Source organism: Bathymodiolus heckerae thiotrophic gill symbiont (assembly GCF_900180345.1).
Lineage (GTDB): Bacteria > Pseudomonadota > Gammaproteobacteria > PS1 > Pseudothioglobaceae > Thiodubiliella.
Genome location: NZ_FXLV01000002.1, coordinates 16,650 through 35,450, shown reverse-complemented (window position 1 = coordinate 35,450; position 18,801 = coordinate 16,650). Strand labels below are relative to the sequence as shown.

The following is an 18,801-nucleotide window of genomic DNA, read 5'->3' as shown; positions in this document are numbered from 1 at the left end:
GGTTTTATGCAAGGATTTTTAAAACTTTTTACACCCATCATGATTGCGATTTTTATGATCTTTTCAGATTATAAATTTTCCTATCTAGATAGCCTAAAACAATCCATTGCTATACTTATCTCACCCGTATACTTAGTGGTCAATCTGCCCTCTCAACTCTATATTTGGATTAGCGATCAAGGTACCACAAAGCAACTTCTATTAAGCCAAAATAAGCAATTTAAGGCTGAATTAGCACGCTTAAAGGTTAGCTTGCAAGACCATAGCGCCCTACTATTAGAGAACCAAAAACTCACTCAATTATTAAAATCACGCTATCAACTTGATAAAGAGGAATTTATATTAGCGCGCATTAGCTCCATCGCTCAATCGCGATTAAAAAAACAAATTGTTGTTAATAAAGGTAGTAATGATGGTATTAAAATCGGTCAAGTTGCACTAGGCGCTGACGGCATACTTGGGCAGATTATTCAGGTAATGCCCTTCTATGCAACCATATTACTGATAACTGACCCAACCCAACATATCCCTGTTAAAAACCAACGCAATGGCATCCGTGGTGTTGGTAAAGGTGTGACCTCTCATCGAGGAAAGTTAATGGTGCGATTTATCGAATCTGGGCTGGATGTGGCGCTTGGAGATGTCTTTTTAAGCAGTGCTATCGGCTCAAAATTCCCAGCAGGATATCCAGTGGGTCATGTTAGTCATATAGAAAAACAAGCAAATGATTCATTTTTAACGATTGAACTCACCCCCACTCAAACCATTGAACAGCTGGAATTTGTTTTAATTAATAACGCTATTGATAACTAGATATGGACACTCAAAGACCTTATATTTTTCTTGCTAAAATTACATTATTTACGCTCATTATCAGCGCATTGCCTTTGCCTGAAATCGTTTTAGATATTGCCCCTTTTTGGGTGTTGCTATTTTTTACTTATTGGCTGATTTATTTTAAACTTCAAGGACAATTCTTTTTTGCCTTAATATTAGGCACTTTAATTGATGTACTATATGGAGATATTTTAGGGCAAAATGCCTTAGCACTCATCTTGAGCAGTGTTTTTATTATCAAGATAAAACAATCCTTTGCTGTTTCTAATCTTAGCACCCAACAAATTTATATATTTAGCGCATCTGCCATCTATTTACTTGTATTGCTGTTGGTGCACGCCCTATCCACTCAGAGTTTTAATTTTAATTACTATTTGTTAGCTACCCTCCTATCAGGTGCATTATTTTGGCCTGTGGTGCAATCAATACTCTCGAAATGCAAACACTGATAAATATCCATGGATAAAATTAGCAACCCCGCATTAGAAAATAAAATTTTTTCTAATAGATTGATTCTGGCATTTGTTTTTATCTTTATCTTAACTTTGGTCTTAATTTCAAGACTTTACAATCTGCAAATTATCCATTACGACTATTACACCGAAGAATCTTTGGGCAATCAAATGCGACTACTGCCGATTACCCCAGTTCGTGGGAAAATTTTTGATCGTGATGGAAAAGTTATTGCCAGCAATCAACTTGCCTATAGACTCACGCTCACGCCTGAGAAAACCAAAAATATTGACGAAACATTACTATTGCTCAAGCAATATGATTTTATTAATGACAAGGATATTGGCGTTTTTAATAAAAATAAAAAACGCTATAAAAAATTCCACAATATTCCACTCAAACACAAATTAAGTGAAAAGCAAGTGGCAGAATTTTTGGTCAGTAACCGATTTATTGGGGTTGATATTGAGACTTATTTTCATCGCACCTACCCCCACAACGACTCTAGTGTTCATGTAACTGGCTATATATCCAGAATGAACAAAAAAGACAAAGCCTTCTATAACAAGAAAAATTATTTAGGCACTTCTTTTGTAGGCAAAACTGGCATTGAAAAACAATATGAAGCGCTTTTACATGGAAAAAATGGCAAGAAACAAATTGAACGCAATGTAACCGGCAGAGTGATTAATACACAGATTATTCAAGCAGCAGAAAAAGGCGCAGACCTATATCTTAGTATTGATTTAGAATTGCAAAAAAAAGCAGAATCTTTACTCAAAGGTAAGCGTGGCGCTATTGTGGCAGTAGACACCACGAATGGAGAAGTGCTGGTAATGGTAAGCACCCCAATTTATAATCCCAATTGGTTTGTAAACGGCATCTCACACAAAAATTACAAAAAATTACAAACCTCAAAAGATATTCCGCAACTTAATCGCACTATTCAAGGCTTGTATCCACCAGGCTCAACGATTAAGCCGATGGTTGCATTGGCAGGGCTTGAACAAGGTGCTATTGTTACTCATACCGAAACTTATTGCCCAGGTTTTTTCAAACTGTCTAACTTCAAGCGCAAATTTAACGACTGGAAACGCAGTGGACATGGTGTGATTGATATGAAGGGTGCAATCGCACAATCTTGCGATGTGTTCTTTTATGAACTGGCGGATAAAATGGGGATTGATGCATTACACGATGGCTTAGCATATTTCAATTTCGGACAAAAAACGGGCATTGATATCCCCGGAGAACGAGGCGGAATTCTACCTTCAAAAGCTTGGAAAAAAATCAACAAAGATGAGCCTTGGTATCGAGGAGAAACCTTGATCGCTGGGATTGGACAAGGTTTTATGACCACCAGCCCATTACAACTTGCCGTTGCTACAGCGGCTTTGGCAAATAAAGGGATAATTTTTCAACCTAAGGTGCTAAAAAGCATACAAATCCATGGGGAAACTATCAAAGAAGTAGAGAAAGGCACTCAAAGGCAAATCCCCATCAAAGACATTCATAATTGGGAAGAGGTGATTGAGGGTATGAAACTAACCATCTATGCGCCGAAAGGCACAGCCAGAAAATTAAACAAGGGCTTAAAATACACCTTGGCTGGAAAAACAGGTACGGCACAAGTATTTGGCTTAGATGCAGAGGAGCAATATATTGCCGAAAACTTAGCTGAGAACTTACGAGACCATGCGTTATTTACTGGCTTTGCGCCGATTGAAAATCCACAAATTGCGATTGCTGTTATTGTAGAAAATGCTGGTAGTGGTAGTTCAAAAGCCGCACCACTCGCTAAAGCGGTATTAGATGTTTATTTTAACAAGCATCCAGTCCAATAGATTGACGCAATAAATTTTTGTCAATTGGAAATTTTAAGGTCGTATCCATACGATAGCGCGCCTTAAGTTGGTCTAATTGTGGTTGATTAAGCTCATCGTACAGAATTATAATCTTGGCATCGGGAGATTTTCCTTCCAGCGTTGCTAAAAGTGATTCAATATTACTCACTCGGTCACGAAACTCTGGATTATGGCTAAATTCTGCCACCAATACTTGATAAATATTTTTCTTGGCAAGTTTGGTTGCTTTGCGTTGAGAGTCTTCAAAATCAACCGAAAACCCTTGTTCAATAAATAAGGTCGTAGGGTCTTCAAACCCACCTTCATCAACAAAAAACAATAAGTTAGGCATCTTGCATCTCGTAAAAAGATTGCTTAAATGCCAAAAATGTATTATTCTCAATCGCTGTGCGCATTTGTTGCATTAAATCTTGGTAATAATAAAGATTGTGAAGGGTGTTAAGCCGTGCGCCTAAAATTTCGTTTTTTCGTTGTAAATGATGTAAATAAGAACGGCTGTAATTCTGGCAAGTATAACAGCCACAGCGTGCGTCTACAGACTTGATATCTAACTTGTATTGGGCATTACGAATTTTCACAACACCACTTGAAGTGAATAAATAGCCATTTCGTGCATTGCGTGTTGGCATGACACAATCAAACATATCAATGCCTCGTTCAACTGCCTCAACTAAGTCGCTTGGCGTACCCACACCCATCAAATATCTGGGCTTGTCATCTGGCAATTGTGCGGGCAAATAGTCCAAAACTTTTATCATTTCCTCCTTTGGCTCGCCCACACTCAAGCCCCCAATTGCGTAGCCATCAAAGCCAATATTGATGAGTGCTGCGGCTGATTGGTGACGCAAATCCTCATGCATACCTCCTTGGACAATGCCAAATAATGCGCTCTTATTATTTACTTCTTGATGTGTATTTTTTGAGCGTTGTGCCCAACGCAAAGACAATTGCATAGATTGGTCTGCTGTTATTTTATCGGCTGGATAAGGCGTACATTCATCAAAAATCATGACAATATCTGAGCCCAAATCGGACTGAATTTTGATTGATTCTTCTGGACCCATAAAGATTTTAGCACCATCTTTAGGTGAGCGAAAATCTACCCCTGCTTCGCTGATTTTTCTCATCTCGCCCAAACTAAACACCTGAAAGCCACCTGAATCAGTCAAAATTGGCCCCTGCCAATGCATAAAATCATGCAAATCACCGTGTGCTTTAATCACCTCAGTACCTGGGGTAATAGACAAATGAAAAGTATTACCCAACAGTATTTGTGCACCGGTTTCTTCAACCTCTTCAGGAGTCATTGCCTTGACCGTGCCATAAGTGCCAACTGGCATAAAAGCTGGCGTTTCAACCACGCCTCGTTCAAATATTAGCGTGCCTCGTCTGGCTTTTTGATTGGTATTTTTTAGTTCAAATTTCATCACTCTCGCTTATTTGTATTTGCCACAATTTGGCGTATTTACCCCTAGATTTTAACAACTGCGTGTGGGTGCCGATTTCTTGCACCTTGCCATCACCAAGAACGATAATTTTATCAGCATCCACAATGGTAGAGAGACGATGTGCAATTACCAAAGTAGCGGTCTTTTTGCTGAGTGTATTAATGGCTTTTTGCACCATTTTTTCACTATAAGAATCCAGTGCCGATGTTGCTTCATCAAAAATCAAAATAGGAGGGTTTTTAAGCAAAACTCTGGCAATTGCCATGCGTTGTTTTTCACCCCCTGATAATTTAAGTCCGCGTTCGCCAACCAAAGTATCGTAACCCTGAGGCAATGCGTCAATAAATTTATCAATAAAGGCCGACTTTGCCGCTGCTTCTACTTCTTGTCGAGTTGCCCCCTGCTTTCCATAAGCAATATTGTAATAAATACTCTCATTAAACATCACTGTATCTTGTGGCACAACACCAATGACTGATTGTACCGAGTGTTGATTAAGGGTCTTAATATCCTGCCCATCAATCAAAATTGCACCGCTATTCACATCATAAAATCTAAATAATAATTTTGCCAATGTTGATTTTCCAGAGCCAGATTGCCCAACAATTGCCACTTTCTGTCCCGCTTCAATCGCAAAACTTACCTCTTTTAGCACTTTTTCCTTGCCTTCATAGGCAAAAGAAATTTGCTTAAACTCAACCTTGCCCTGACTTATTTTTATATTTGGTGCGTCTTTAGGGCTACACACCTTAGCGCGGCGATCAAGTAAATCAAACATATTATTCATATCAATAAAATTATGTTTGATTTGCCGATAGACAATACCCAAAGAACCTAGTGGTATAAATAGTTGTAGCAATAAAGCCTGAATCATAATCATATCACCAAGGCTCAGATTTTTGTCTGCCACGCCTTGAGCGGCAAAAATCAAAACAATTGTAACACCTACAGCAATAATTGCACCTTGAACAAAATTAAGCGCCGTCATTGAGGTAAAACTTTTGGTAGCAACATCTTCCCAGCGACCCATAGTTTCGTCGTAACGATTCACTTCAAAATCCTTGCGATTAAAGTACTTGACCGTTTCATAATTAATTAAACTGTCCACCGCATTGGTATTTGCCTCAGATTGCATATCGTTCATTTCATAGCGATATTTCATCCGCCAAGTGGTAATTGCCAAAGTGAATGCCACATAAAATACCACGGTCAATAACGAAACGCCTGCAAAGAAAATATCATAATTTACCCACAACAAACCAATCACTAAGATGATTTCAAAAAATGATGGCAGAATATTAAAAACAAAAATGGACAATAGCGTGGAAACACTTTGCGTACCACGGTCAATATCACGAGTAATACCGCCAATACGGCGATCTAAATGAAAAGACAAATCCAATGTATGTAAGTGCTTAAAAACACCAAGTGCAATCAAATGCATAGCATGATAACGCACACGCGCAAACACTGCATCTCTCAGTTCATTAAACAAAGAACTGCTTAAACGCAACGCACCATAAGCAAACAACAATCCCAAAGGCAACACCACCAGCACATCAGGCTGATCAAGCGCATCCACAATCCCCTTAAGTGCCACTGGCACAGCTACATTTGCCAATTTAGCGGCAATTAAAAATAAGGTTGCCAAAATGACACGAGTACGCATCTTTAGTAAGTAGGGTATCAGTTTTTTTAGAACTTTAATATCTTGAGTTTTAAAATCACTTGCCTTGGTTTGTTTGTTAAATCCCTGCATTTTCTAAAACCTTTTATCGTTTACTGGATAATCATAAGGCAAAACAGCACCTTTTTCTAAAGCAATTTTTACCACATCTCCAACCCTAAATTGATCAGAGTTTTGCAACAATTCCTGTTGCCAAAAACTGTGCATTTCACACATTTGTGGATGCGTATGATTGCACCCCAATACATGAAAACTACATTCACCCACTCGCCAAGGTCCATCACCTGTTATCTCACCCTCAATCAAATGAATACTATATTTTGGGTCTTTTTCCCAAAACAATTCAAAATACAAAATGCCTTTTGGATGCTGAAAAATATCCTCAATCACCCGAGTTTCACCATTAGGATATTTGATATACAATGGTGATTTCAGGGTAAATATTTTATTCATTTTATCTAGATTTTCAATAGCCTGTTCAACGATAGTTTTAGTCAATTCCAATAATGTCTTACTTTTTATCTGTAGTTTATAACTAATTACCAAACTGGAAAAAAGTGGATTCTTGATAATTACTCATCTTTCTACCATTCTATTTTTTGCTTAATAAATCATTAGTTTTTTAGTTGTTTCATCGGCTTAACAATAAAGCCAATAATATTGCCCCACCAGCGATTACTAAACCAGCTGTTAAGTCTGTATTTTTTTATTTTTACTAAAATGTTCTTGCACCTCTTCTATTGAATTAAAACCAATAGTTTGCATATACTCTAACATTTCTAATTTATTGCCACTTTTCACAATTAAGCCTAAAAATATTGTTATTTCATTAGACTTCACAGTGCCTTTAATAATTTTTTCTTGAATTTCTTCTAATTCTTTATATTCTCGCTTCAATAAAATCATTACTTTTTGCTCCTATCAAATAATTTCAACATTTTTTTAGTAATATCTTCAGACATTGTTTTGGCTATTTTTTTTAATTCTTCATCTTTTATACTGTCTATTATTTTTTGTTGTTTCTCATTTTCTACAACTAATTTAAATAGTTTATCCATACTCTTAATAAATTCTGTTGTATCCATAAAATAATTTGGATAAGATTGTCGTAATTTTTTAATATCTTGTGAGACCTTTGCATAAATATGAATAATCATCAAAAATCCACTTTTCACCCGCTTGGCAATTTTTTAAACCCAGCCTTAGCCCTGCTAGGACAAGGTTTAAGAAAATCACCAATCTGGCAAAAATTGAATTTTGCTAATCATCCCTATTTATGCAAAGGTCTCCTTGTATTGATAACAATACAACTTCAACTGCATTATTATCAAAGTACTCTAATTCCATTTTTAAATAATCTTCATTAGCTTTTTCAAATTTAGCATCCGAATACTTGGATGCACTTATTTCTTTTTTTTCAAAGTTCATTTTTAACAACAAATATTTTCCTTTTGAATTGTTCTCAACAAGTTTGCTAGCAATAGTAAAACTTCTCAACTTATCCAATAATTGTGCATTTTCAATATCTTGCTTTACTTCTTTTACAAATTCATTATCTATCTTTTTTTCTTCTAAACTGATAAATAATTTACTAATTTTTTTAAAAATATTTAAATATTTCTTATTTCCAAGACTTTGCTTTAAAAGTTGGTTTGAAAATGTCCCAGTTACCTCTACTGCTGTTGCCCAAGCGTGCTGTAGTCGCGTTCTTATTTGTATCTCTACTCTACATTGTTTTCTTAATTCTATGCCTTTATCATATTTATATACCATGTGAATACTTCTATAGCCACTATCTGCAGGTGTTTCTATATAATTTTTTTCATTTGCAAAAGTAAATTTGAAATTCCTGTGTTTTTCTACTTTTTTAATCTCATCTCTAATTAAATTCGCCTCTTGTATTGTATCAACAACAATTCTCAAACCCCCAATATCTTGCATTCTAGATAATTGCATGTTTTCTTGTATTTCTAGCTTTTTAACAATTAATGGTATTCTTTTTAATCGCTGAGAAACAAGGGCATTAATATTGTGTTTCTTTAATTTTCTATCTATTGTATGCCTAAATAAAGTCATTGGATGTTGATGGATGAGCCTAAAGCCTTTTAGAGACCTTTGCATAAATATGAATAATCATCAAAAATCCACTTTTCACCCGCTTGGCGATTTTTTAAACCCAGCCTTAGCCCTGCTAGGACAAGGTTTAATAAAATCACCAATCTGGCAAAAATTGAATTTTGCTAATCATCCCTATTTATGCAAAGGTCTCTTTTAATATGTTGTCAGCATCATTTTTAGAAAGATTATTTGACTTTCCAATAAAACAATATCCAGCTTGATTAATTTTCTCTTTAGTTATCATTAAATTAACTCCAAAAACTCAATTTCTGTTTTTACGCCCACTTCTCAAACGCACTTGCAATTTTTTTTTAAATCATGCTTTTGGATTAAGTGATTATACTCGCCTAATAATCTTTCACCAGATTCATCAACTTCGTAAATTTCTTTGATGGAAAAAATACATTTCTAGTGCTAAATAGATACTTCTCCTAGCATTAAAAGTCAGTTATTAAAAATACTAAAATTAACAATCAATAAATTTAGAAAAAACAAAGTAGCACACCTAACAAATCATTTTAGCCGAATGCTAATGCATTGGCTAAATTCTAACGATAGGTGTTTTCTTGGCTTAAAATTATGGTTCAAAAGAAAACTTAATTTCATCAAAGCCAAAGCCTCGAGATTGTAAAAAGCGTTGTTGTTTGGCTTTTTCTTTGTAGTTACTTGGGGTTGCTTCGCTGTATTTTGATGTTCTAACTTCTTTTGCTAGGGTGAAAAAATCATATGCAGATAAATCAAAATTTTCAATGCCTCGTTGCTTTAAATCAATGGCTATTTTGATTGGGCCTTTGCCTTGATTAAAACGCATTTGAATAAATTCGTTGGTAAATCGCTCATCAGACTGGTAATTTTGGTTTTTAAGTTTTTCCAGTGCTTGTTCTACTTCGTCTACTTGATAATATTGCGCAAGTTTTTTAGTCAGTTCCAAATAAGAATGCTCGCGTTTGGCGAGCATTGTTAAAGCACTGTTATAGACTGACTTATTCAGAGTCTGTGTCCTGATTTAAATCATCGTCTTTTGCCATAAGTTTGTCGCAAATTTGCCCTTCAATTTTTTGGCTGAGTTTGGCATTTTGTTTGAGATAGTCTCTGGCATTGTCTTTGCCTTGTCCAATTCTCTCACTGCCAACACTATACCATGCACCTGCTTTTTCCACAAATCCGTGTTTTACGCCCAAATCAATAATTTCACTTTCACGAGAAATGCCTTCGTTGTAAAGAATTTGAAACTCGGCTTGTTTGAAAGGAGGTGCGACTTTGTTTTTCAACACTTTAACACGGGTTTCATTGCCCAATATCTCGTCGCCTTTCTTAATCGCACCAATGCGGCGAATATCCAAACGCACTGAAGCGTAAAACTTCAACGCATTGCCACCAGTCGTGGTTTCAGGATTGCCAAACATTACCCCAATTTTCATACGCAATTGGTTAATGAAAATCACCATGGTATTGGTTTTTTTAATATTAGAAGTCAATTTTCTCAAGGCTTGAGACATTAAACGCGCCTGCAAACCCATATGTGATGCACCCATTTCACCTTCAATCTCTGCCTTCGGCGTGAGTGCTGCAACAGAGTCAATCACTACAATATCCACACTGCCTGAGCGCACCAACATATCGGTAATTTCTAGCGCCTGTTCGCCTGTGTCAGGCTGGGAAATTAACAACTCATCGGTATTAACGCCTAATCTTTTAGCATATTGAGGGTCAAGTGCATGCTCTGCGTCAATAAAAGCCGCAGTACCACCAAGTTTTTGCATCTCAGCGATTACATGTAAGGTTAAGGTGGTTTTACCGGAGGATTCAGGGCCGTAAATTTCAACCACACGCCCACGAGGTAAACCGCCAATACCAAGTGCAATATCCAAACTCAAACTACCTGTAGAAACTGCTTCAATGTCAGCACTCGCCCCTTCGTCGCCCAAAAACATTACCGAGCCTTTGCCAAACTGCTTATCAATTTGCGCTAATGCAGCTTTTAGGGCTTGTTTTTTCTGCTCATCCATTGCGTTTCTCCTTAGGTAAAATGTGGTGTAATTATATACGAAATATTATGACAACTTTTTCAAAAAATGACACGCATTTTATGTCGCTAGCACTCCAGATTGCACGCAAAGGTCGATACGGTGTTGCATCCAACCCTATGGTGGGTTGCGTAATTGTTAAGGATAATGAAATTCTTGCCAAGGGCTACCACCAGACTTTTGGTGAGGCACACGCAGAAATTAACGCACTGGCACAAATCAATCACCAAGCAAATGGCACAACACTTTATGTGTCTTTAGAGCCTTGCGCCCACCAAGGCAAAACACCACCTTGTGTGCAGGCAATTATTGATACCGGTGTTAAAAAAGTTATTATTGCCACACTTGACCCCAATCCCTTAGTTAATGGCAAAGGCGTGGCAATACTAGAAAATGCTGGCATTGTTGTAGAAATTGGCCTACTTGAAGCCGAAGCCAGACAACTTAATCGTGCTTTTATTAAGCGTATACAAACTGGATTGCCTTTTATTACCTGTAAAATTGCTATGAGCTTAGATGGCAAAACTTCGATGGCATCTGGTGAAAGTAAATGGATTACAGGCGAGGCAGCAAGGCAAGATGTACAAAAATTACGCGCCGCCAACCAAGCGATTATGACCGGCTCTGGTACAATATTAGCAGACAATCCGTCAATGACGCTACGCCTTGATGGCATTAATAACGCCCCACTTCGTGTGGTGATTGATGGCAAAAATCAAATCACCAACACTGCGTTAAAAATATTTTCCAGCGATGCCAGCACCCAAGTTTTTACCCCTACAAACACACAAATTAAAAGCACAGGAAAATTGGATTTAGTCAATGTTATGTCGCAATTAGCAGTGCAAAATATCAATAGCATTTTACTAGAGGCTGGGGCTGGCTTGATTGGTGCTATGAAGGCAGAAGGGCTGATTGATGAGTTTGTCATTTATACTGCACCGATATTAATGGGCAGCAACGCTAACTCAATGATAAGCCTGCCAATTGACACACTGGCAGATAAAATTGAACTCAACATTAGCGACATAAGAATGCTAGGCAATGATATTAAAATAACCGCAACGCCAAAATGACATTAACCAATAAAAATATTATTCTAGGCGTTAGTGGCTCAATTGCTGCTTATAAAGCGCCTAATATTGTGCGCCGATTGCAAGATTTGGGCGCACAAGTGCGTGTTATTCTCACTCAAGGTGGCGCACAATTCATTACTGAATTGTCCTTACAAGTGGTTTCTAAAAACAAAGTGCACAACAATTTATGGAACAAAGAGGCCGAATTATCCATGGGGCATATTGAATTAGCCAAATGGGCAGATGCTATTTTAATCGCGCCAGCCAGTGCCCATACTATTGCTAATTTAGTCTCAGGCAAAGCTGGTAATTTACTTGGCAGCGTTATTTTGGCGAGCGATTGTCCAATCCTAATTGCACCAGCAATGAACCAACAAATGTATACCGCTGATAGCATGCAAGCAAACTTAAAAATATTACTCGAAAGGCAAATAACACTCATTGAGCCTGACAGTGGCAAGCAGGCTTGTGGCGATATTGGCAAAGGTTGTCTAGGCAAACCAAGTGCGATTGCTGAGCAAGTAGGATTGCTTTTTCAACATACCAAACTTAGTGGCAAAAAAGTGTTAATCACCCTCGGTGCAACCATTGAGGCGATTGACCCTGTCAGATATTTATCCAACCATTCTAGTGGGAAAATGGGCTCAGCGCTTGCAAATGCTTGCATTGAAGCGGGTGCACAAGTAACACTTGTGCATGGCAATATTAGTGTTACGCTCAATCAAAAAGCGCAACTAATCTCAGCAATGAGCGCTGAAGAAATGTATCAAGCAGTAATGGATAATATTACTGAGCAAGATATCTTTATTGCCTGTGCTGCCGTAAGTGATTATTCGGCTCAAGCCATCAAAAAAGACAAAATCAAAAAGTCTGAAAAAAATCTAATTTTAGAGCTTACCCCCACCAAAGATATTTTAAAATCTGTGTGTCAATTAACACCAAAACCTCTGTGCATTGGCTTTGCCGCAGAGACACAAAATTTGCTCGAAAATGCCAAAAATAAGCTTAAAAATAAGGGTTGTGATGCCATTATTTTAAATGATGTTTCTAGAAACGATTTAGGCTTCAAAAGTGATGAAAATGAGGTGTTATTTTTAGACCATAAAAATACCATAAAAATCGAAAAAAACAGCAAACAAAAACTGGGTCGAAAAATTGTCGAAATACTGAGTGAAAAATTTTTATAAAACACGGAAAACCTTGTTAAATCAACACTCAATAGAGTTACCCACAAAACTGTGGATAACTCTGTTAATATCTTCATAAAAATCAGAAAAAGTGTTGCTGTATTGCGTGTTTTTATGGTTTTGAATAAAAAACAATCACTTATTTTTTTTAATTAAAAATCAATGACTTATAAAATAAATGAAAACCAATAAACTTTAATAGTATGTGTATTTTTTAGTTTTACTTTGTAATGGGGAAAACTTTTAAAGTTTTACGCATTAAATCAGGTGTTTCACAGAATATTAAACAATCACAAACTTGTAACATTATGATGTTATTTTATTACCCATCTTTATGCTAATTTATGCCTTAAATTTTCTCCTTGGAATCGGCTTGTTTTCACTCAAAAACACCCTGCAAATAAGCCCTGTAGAATGGGGGTTATTTTTTACCTTTATTTTGGTAATTTTTGTGAGTTTTAAAAGGCACAAGGCACTGAGTTTAAATTTAGTGGCTTTGGTGCTTGGTTTTGTGTGGATGAGCCTAACATCAACACAAGTTCTCAAAAATCAAATCAAGGATATTTACCTTAATAAACCCATACTTGTTACAGGTGAAATTATCGAATTACCTGAAAAAACCGTGCGCAACACAAAGTTTATTTTCAAAGCACACTCGCCCTTTCAAGGGCACTTAAAATTGGCTTGGTACAATCACCCTGATAACCCAAAAGTGCCTACTTTACATACGGGCGATACTTGGCAACTGCTGCTAAAATTAAAACACAATAATGGCTACCAAAATCTAGGCGGTTTTGATTATGAAAAATGGCTGTTTTACAAGCGCATTGATGCAACGGGTTATGTTCGCTCTTCGTCTGCCAACCAGCATATTAGTGCTGCTGACAAAGTGCCATCAGCCGACAGACTTAGACAAAATATCCGCTATTCTTTATTGCCAATTTTAGAAAAACAAGCGTTTGGCGGTGTAATCAATGCACTCATTATTGGCGACCGCTCTTTAATCACCGACAAACATTGGTTATTGTTCAAGGCTACCAATACCACTCACCTTAGCGTTATTTCTGGCCTGCATATTGGTCTTATCTCTGGCTTTGTATTTTTGTTGGTGCAGTTTTTATGGCGCTACTCCACACGCCTGAGTTTGGTGGTGCCAGCACCAGTTATGGCTGCTTATTTTGGGCTATTGTCTGCTTTTTTATATGCACTGGTTGCTGGCTTTTCAGTCCCAACAGGTCGTGCTTTTATAATGGCAAGCGTGGTTTTTGCCTCCATTATTTTCAAACGCCATCACCATATTTGGCAACTCTATAGCGCAGCGCTACTTTTGGTATTAATCAACAATCCACTGAGTGTCTTTAGTGTTGGTTTTTGGCTGTCATTCTATGTAGTAGCAGTGATTATTTACGGCGTTGGACAATATCAGAACAAATCTTGGCTCTATCGCCTACTCTACATCCAGTTGCTGATTAGCATTGCCACACTACCACTCACGATTTGGTTCTTTTCCGCAGGCTCGGTGCTCTCACCCATTGCCAATTTGGTTGCCATACCTGTATTTAGTTTTATCGTAACACCGCTATCGCTCATCGGCGCATTGCTGACTTTTAGCGAACTGTTGTATTTATCAGAAATAAGTTTTTCTATTGCCAATCAGGCACTTATTTATTTGTCTTATATACTGGAATATTTACAACAATTCGATTTTAATCAATGGCATTACGCACAAACCTCGCTGATAGATTTAACCTTCTTTATCGGCATCGTATTTATTGCCATCTTACCCAAGGCACTAAAACTACGGTGGCTATCCGCTCCTATGTTGGTATTGATCTTATTTGCGCCTAATAACCACATAGAAGACAATTCAGTATTGATTACCACACTCGATGTGGGTCAAGGATTGGCGAGCGTGGTGCAAACCAAACATCACACATTGTTGTTTGACACAGGCGCAAAATATCGCTCTGGCTTCAACCTTGGCGAAAGCGTGATTACGCCTTACCTCCAAGCCCAGCACATTCAACATCTAGACAAGGTGATTATTTCCCATGGCGACAACGATCATATCGGTGGACTTGATAATATTTTAGACAATTTCAAAGTGAGTGAAATATTAACCTCGGTACCTGAAAAAATTCAACCCACAACACTTCCTTGCCAAACGGGGCAAAATTGGCAATGGGATGGGGTAATATTTGAAATACTCAGCCCTGATAAAAACACTCATTTTAAGGGCAACAATGCCTCTTGCGTGCTCAAAATCTCCACACCAAAACATAGCGTACTACTGACTGGAGATATTGAGAGAGAAGCCGAACACCATCTAGTAAAAAACAACAAAGAAAAACTAAAAAGTACAGTATTGCTCTCACCACATCACGGCAGTAAAACCTCCTCAACACAAACATTCTTAGAGGCAGTATCGCCTTCATTGGTTATCGTTTCTAGCGGTTTTAAGAACCGTTTTCACCATCCTGCTAAAACCATTATTAAACGCTATCAACTCAACAACATCAAAGTTTTACAAACCAATTGCTCTGGACAAATTAACATCCTGCTTGATGATGGCGTTGAATTTAAAGAATACAGGAGAGATTTTTCACGCTACTATTTGCGTCAATGTGAATAATTAATACGACTGGTGCGACTGCCTAACAAGGCATCAACTGCATTAATTAATTGTTGACTTGGCTTAACAGAATACGCTTGATTTAACGATATAGAGCCTCTGGATTGTTCTAGTTGGTAATGTAGTTTAACCAAGCATTGTCCTTGGTTTTGTTTAAGCAGCATTGAAAGCTGTTCAAACTGCAATAGATGTTGATTGTTGAGCGATATTTCAAAACTTCTGGCGTATTTTTCTTTCACCTTATCAATACTTTCAATGCTATCAACCACCAATTGCCATTCATCACGGTAATCTTTGTTGATTTTTCCAGATGCCACAACCACGGTATCAGCAATTAGCACATCGCTCACTGAGCCTGACTCTAATGCCTTGGCAAAAATAACACCATTCAGTTTAATTTTACTGTCTTCAAGTGTAATTAAAGCCATTTGCCTACCATTCTTAGTGGTCCGATGACGCACTTCAGAAAGAAGTGCCAATACTTGCACTTCTTTATTATTTCTAAATGCTGTGTTCTGTGGTAAAACAGCAAAAATATTTTTTAAATCACCTCGATACTCATCTGTCGGATGGTAGTAAAAGTAATAGCCCATCACACTCTTTTCAAATTCTAGTGTTTGCCTAAAGGAAAAAGGTGGTACTGACAAATAATGTGCCTCATATTCGTTACAACCCTCCACATCGCCAAACAGCCCACTTTGCCCGCTTGATCGGTCATTTTGTTGTTGTTCTGCTTGTTTCATGGCACTTGGATAAGTCTGAATCAAGATTGCCCTATCAACTTTAAATTCATCCAAAGCACCGCTATAAATTAATGCCTCAAGCGTGCGCTTGTTGAGAAATTGCTTCTCTATGCGCATACAAAAATCAAACAGGTCTTGATAACTGCCATGCACATTTCGTTCGGCAACCAACGCCTCAACAGCGCCTTCGCCTACCCCTTTAAGCGCACCCAAGCCATAAGTAATGGCTTTATCATTCTGAATGCTAAATTCATAAAGCGATTCGTTTACATTTGGGGCTTGAATAATAAGCCCCATAGCCCGCACATCATTCACAACAGAGCTAACTCTATCGGTATCGCCCATCACTCCTGAGAGCACACACGCCATAAAGGCAGCGGGATAATGCGCCTTAAGCCATGCAGTTTGATAAGATATATAAGCATACGCCACTGAGTGAGATTTGTTAAAACCATAGCCTGAAAACTTATCGATTAAATCAAAAATTTCATTGGCTTTTTTCTCATCAATATCATGTTTAGCAGCACCTTCAACAAACACTCCTCTCTGTGCATCCATCTCTGCAGCAATCTTTTTACCCATTGCTCGGCGCAATAAATCTGCCCCACCGAGTGAATAATCTGCCATCACTTGTGCAGATTTCATCACTTGTTCTTGGTATAAAAACACGCCGTTGGTTGGCTTTAAAACCTCTTTTAACATTGGATGCGGATACTTTACTTTTTGTTTACCATGCTTGACATTGATATAATCATCTACCATGCCAGCATCAAGTGGTCCTGGGCGATACAAAGCCAACATTGCCACAATATCCTCAAATGAGTCGGCTTGCAGTTTTTTTAAATAACTACGCATCCCTTCTGACTCTAACTGGAAAATACCCGTGGTATCACATCGCTGTAATAATTCGTAAACACCTTCATCTTCTAACGACAAAGCATCGATATCAATTAAATTTTCGCTCAATCCTTTGGCATGAATGAGTTTGACAGCTTTATCAATTACTGTTAAATTTGACAAACCTAAAAAATCAAACTTAACCAATCCAACTGCCTCAACATCTTTCATATCAAATTGCGAAACTACGCCGTCCTCTTCGCTGGCCTTATAAACCGGACAAAAATCGCTAATTTTACTTGGTGCAATCAGCACGCCACCCGCATGAGTGCCTACATTACGCACCAAACCCTCTAATTGCAAAGATAAATCAATCAGTGTGGTTACATCTTCTTGAGAATCATATCGCTGAGCCAACTCCTCTGAAAACCATTTGTCTTTATTTTCTTGCGAATCATCTTCTGCAAAACGACCCAGTGCACGCGATAAATTGATTTTTAAATCATTTGGAATAGATTTAGAAATACCATCGCTGAAGCCATAAGGATGCCCCAAAACACGCCCAACATCACGCACCACTCCTTTTGCCGCCATGGTGCCGTAAGTGATAATTTGAGATACTTTTTCAGTGCCATATTTTTGTGACACATACTCAATTACTTCATCACGGCGTTCGGTGCAAAAATCCACATCGAAATCTGGCATAGAAACCCGCTCAGGATTTAGAAAGCGCTCAAACAGCAATTCATGCTTAATCGGGTCAACATTCGTAATACCAAGTGCGTATGCCACTAATGAACCCGCACCAGAGCCACGACCCGGCCCCACAGGTATGCCATTGTCTTTAGACCAGCGAATAAAATCAGCAACAATTAAAAAATAACCAGGGAAATCCATCTGAACAATAACACCCAATTCAAACTTTAGGCGTTCATCGTAAATTTGACGCTCAACTTTTATTCCTTCTAAGCGTTGGTTTAGCCCTGCTTCTGACTCTTGAGAGAAAAACTGTGCCATATTGAGCCCTTCAGGCACAGGGAAATCTGGCAAATAATTCTTTTTGTATAGTTCAAAATGCACATTACAGCGTTTAGCAATTTCAACACTATTAGCAATCACTTCAGGAATATCGGCAAACAAATCACTCATCTCATCAGCTGATTTTAAATATTGATCAATACAATAATGCTTCTCACGCCGTGCATCATCCAACAACCCTCCTTGGGAAATACAAATACGCGCTTCATGCGCTTCAAATTCATCTTTTTCTAAAAATTGTACATCATTACTTGCCACCAAAGGAATATCAAGTGCCAATCCTAACTCCATACAAAGATGTAAATGTTGTTCGTCATGAATACGACTAGTGCGTTGTACACCTAAATAAAATCGGTCTGCGAATGTCTGTTGCCAAAATTTGGCTTTTTCTTGTGCCTCGGAGATTCGATTCCCAGTTAATGCCTGTGCCACATCGCTATGTACAGGCAGTGCAATCAATATTAAACCCTGACTGTATTGACATAGTTGCTCAGTTGTAACACTCACATCGTCTATACCCTGTCCTTCCAAATAAGACAAAGAAATCAACTCAGATAAATTTAAATACCCCTGTTGATTTTGGCAAAAAAGCAACAAAGAAGAGGCTTTATTTTCATCTCTAAGTGTAATTTCAGCGCCAAAAATCGGTTTAATGCCAGCACTTTTTGCCGCCTTATAAAGCTTAACAGCGGCAAATAAATTATTATTATCCGTTAGTGCAATCGCACTCATGCCTAACTTTTTAACCTGATTGACTAATGCTGGTATGCGAATCAAACTGTTTTCAACCGAGTATTCGCTGTGACAATGAAGGTGGACAAATTCAGCGGACATTTAAAAATATAATGACATA

The 18,801-nt window shown here is 37.8% G+C and carries 18 protein-coding genes; 8 read left to right on the top strand and 10 right to left on the bottom strand.

Annotated features, from left to right (window positions below; all coding sequences use genetic code 11):
- The first annotated feature begins 6 nt into the window (after nt 1–6).
- Genes mreC through mrdA form a run of 3 tightly spaced genes read left to right on the top strand, consistent with a single transcriptional unit; the run spans nt 7 to nt 3,134 of the window.
- Nucleotides 7–813: a rod shape-determining protein MreC gene (mreC, locus tag CRYPD_RS00520; protein WP_138145620.1), complete on the top strand. Its 807-nt coding sequence runs from the start codon at nt 7–9 to the stop codon at nt 811–813.
- 2 nt (nt 814–815) lie between these two features.
- Nucleotides 816–1,286 carry a rod shape-determining protein MreD gene (mreD, locus tag CRYPD_RS00515; protein ID WP_138145619.1) on the top strand — a complete coding sequence of 157 codons (471 nt, stop codon included), beginning with the start codon at nt 816–818 and terminating at the stop codon, nt 1,284–1,286.
- Nucleotides 1,287–1,295: 9 nt separating this feature from the next.
- Nucleotides 1,296–3,134 carry a penicillin-binding protein 2 gene (gene mrdA, locus CRYPD_RS00510; protein ID WP_138145618.1) on the top strand — a complete coding sequence of 613 codons (1,839 nt, stop codon included), beginning with the start codon at nt 1,296–1,298 and terminating at the stop codon, nt 3,132–3,134.
- Here the strand turns inward: mrdA and CRYPD_RS00505 are convergent.
- The 6 genes from CRYPD_RS00505 to CRYPD_RS00480 form a co-directional block, all read right to left on the bottom strand.
- Nucleotides 3,112–3,486, bottom strand: coding sequence for a hypothetical protein (locus CRYPD_RS00505; protein WP_138145617.1), 375 nt, complete (start codon nt 3,484–3,486; stop codon nt 3,112–3,114). The genes mrdA and CRYPD_RS00505 overlap by 23 nt on opposite strands.
- Entirely contained in the window at nt 3,479–4,582 is a 1,104-nt protein-coding gene (gene tgt / locus CRYPD_RS00500; protein WP_138145616.1) for a tRNA guanosine(34) transglycosylase Tgt, read from the bottom strand. Before tgt ends, CRYPD_RS00505 begins: the two co-directional genes overlap by 8 nt.
- On the bottom strand, nt 4,572–6,362 hold the full coding sequence (locus CRYPD_RS00495; protein WP_138145615.1) for an ABCB family ABC transporter ATP-binding protein/permease: 1,791 nt from the start codon (nt 6,360–6,362) through the stop codon (nt 4,572–4,574). The genes tgt and CRYPD_RS00495 overlap by 11 nt, the downstream gene beginning before the upstream one ends.
- A 3-nt stretch (nt 6,363–6,365) precedes the next feature.
- Entirely contained in the window at nt 6,366–6,788 is a 423-nt protein-coding gene (locus CRYPD_RS00490; RefSeq protein WP_138145614.1) for a hypothetical protein, read from the bottom strand.
- A 192-nt stretch (nt 6,789–6,980) separates the two neighbouring features.
- A complete protein-coding gene (locus CRYPD_RS00485) occupies nt 6,981–7,196 on the bottom strand; it encodes a hypothetical protein (protein WP_138145613.1) in 216 nt (71 codons plus the stop codon).
- A complete protein-coding gene (locus CRYPD_RS00480) occupies nt 7,196–7,447 on the bottom strand; it encodes a hypothetical protein (protein ID WP_138145612.1) in 252 nt (83 codons plus the stop codon). The genes CRYPD_RS00485 and CRYPD_RS00480 overlap by 1 nt, the downstream gene beginning before the upstream one ends.
- Here CRYPD_RS00480 and CRYPD_RS00475 point away from each other — a divergent pair.
- A complete protein-coding gene (locus tag CRYPD_RS00475; RefSeq protein WP_138145611.1) occupies nt 7,436–7,657 on the top strand; it encodes a hypothetical protein in 222 nt (73 codons plus the stop codon). The two genes, CRYPD_RS00480 and CRYPD_RS00475, sit on opposite strands and share 12 nt — an antisense overlap.
- On the opposite strand, the gene CRYPD_RS00470 is transcribed toward CRYPD_RS00475, so the two are convergent.
- On the bottom strand, nt 7,551–8,411 hold the full coding sequence (locus CRYPD_RS00470; RefSeq protein WP_138145610.1) for a RelA/SpoT domain-containing protein: 861 nt from the start codon (nt 8,409–8,411) through the stop codon (nt 7,551–7,553). The two genes, CRYPD_RS00475 and CRYPD_RS00470, sit on opposite strands and share 107 nt — an antisense overlap.
- A 4-nt stretch (nt 8,412–8,415) precedes the next feature.
- Here CRYPD_RS00470 and CRYPD_RS07765 point away from each other — a divergent pair, with 4 nt between their 5' ends.
- Nucleotides 8,416–8,565, top strand: a complete 150-nt coding sequence (locus tag CRYPD_RS07765; protein WP_171004253.1) for a hypothetical protein — start codon at nt 8,416–8,418, stop codon at nt 8,563–8,565.
- Between the two features lie 420 nt (nt 8,566–8,985).
- Here CRYPD_RS07765 and CRYPD_RS00465 read toward each other — a convergent pair whose 3' ends face one another.
- Both CRYPD_RS00465 and recA read right to left on the bottom strand, forming a co-directional pair.
- Nucleotides 8,986–9,399 carry a regulatory protein RecX gene (locus CRYPD_RS00465; RefSeq protein ID WP_425290257.1) on the bottom strand — a complete coding sequence of 138 codons (414 nt, stop codon included), beginning with the start codon at nt 9,397–9,399 and terminating at the stop codon, nt 8,986–8,988.
- The gene (gene recA, locus CRYPD_RS00460) at nt 9,392–10,417 is read right to left on the bottom strand and encodes a recombinase RecA (RefSeq protein ID WP_138145608.1); all 1,026 of its coding nucleotides are present in this window, start codon (nt 10,415–10,417) and stop codon (nt 9,392–9,394) included. Before recA ends, CRYPD_RS00465 begins: the two co-directional genes overlap by 8 nt.
- A 47-nt stretch (nt 10,418–10,464) precedes the next feature.
- Here recA and ribD point away from each other — a divergent pair, with 47 nt between their 5' ends.
- From ribD to CRYPD_RS00445, 3 genes are all read left to right on the top strand, one after another.
- Nucleotides 10,465–11,511, top strand: a complete 1,047-nt coding sequence (gene ribD, locus CRYPD_RS00455; RefSeq protein WP_138145607.1) for a bifunctional diaminohydroxyphosphoribosylaminopyrimidine deaminase/5-amino-6-(5-phosphoribosylamino)uracil reductase RibD — start codon at nt 10,465–10,467, stop codon at nt 11,509–11,511.
- A complete protein-coding gene (gene coaBC, locus CRYPD_RS00450) occupies nt 11,508–12,698 on the top strand; it encodes a bifunctional phosphopantothenoylcysteine decarboxylase/phosphopantothenate--cysteine ligase CoaBC (protein WP_138145606.1) in 1,191 nt (396 codons plus the stop codon). Before ribD ends, coaBC begins: the two co-directional genes overlap by 4 nt.
- A gap of 373 nt (nt 12,699–13,071) precedes the next feature.
- Entirely contained in the window at nt 13,072–15,330 is a 2,259-nt protein-coding gene (locus tag CRYPD_RS00445; RefSeq protein WP_171004252.1) for a DNA internalization-related competence protein ComEC/Rec2, read from the top strand.
- Here CRYPD_RS00445 and dnaE read toward each other — a convergent pair.
- Complete coding sequence (gene dnaE / locus CRYPD_RS00440) at nt 15,318–18,782, bottom strand: DNA polymerase III subunit alpha (RefSeq protein ID WP_138145604.1); 3,465 nt, start codon at nt 18,780–18,782, stop codon at nt 15,318–15,320. The two genes, CRYPD_RS00445 and dnaE, sit on opposite strands and share 13 nt — an antisense overlap.
- Nucleotides 18,783–18,801: the final 19 nt, after the last annotated feature.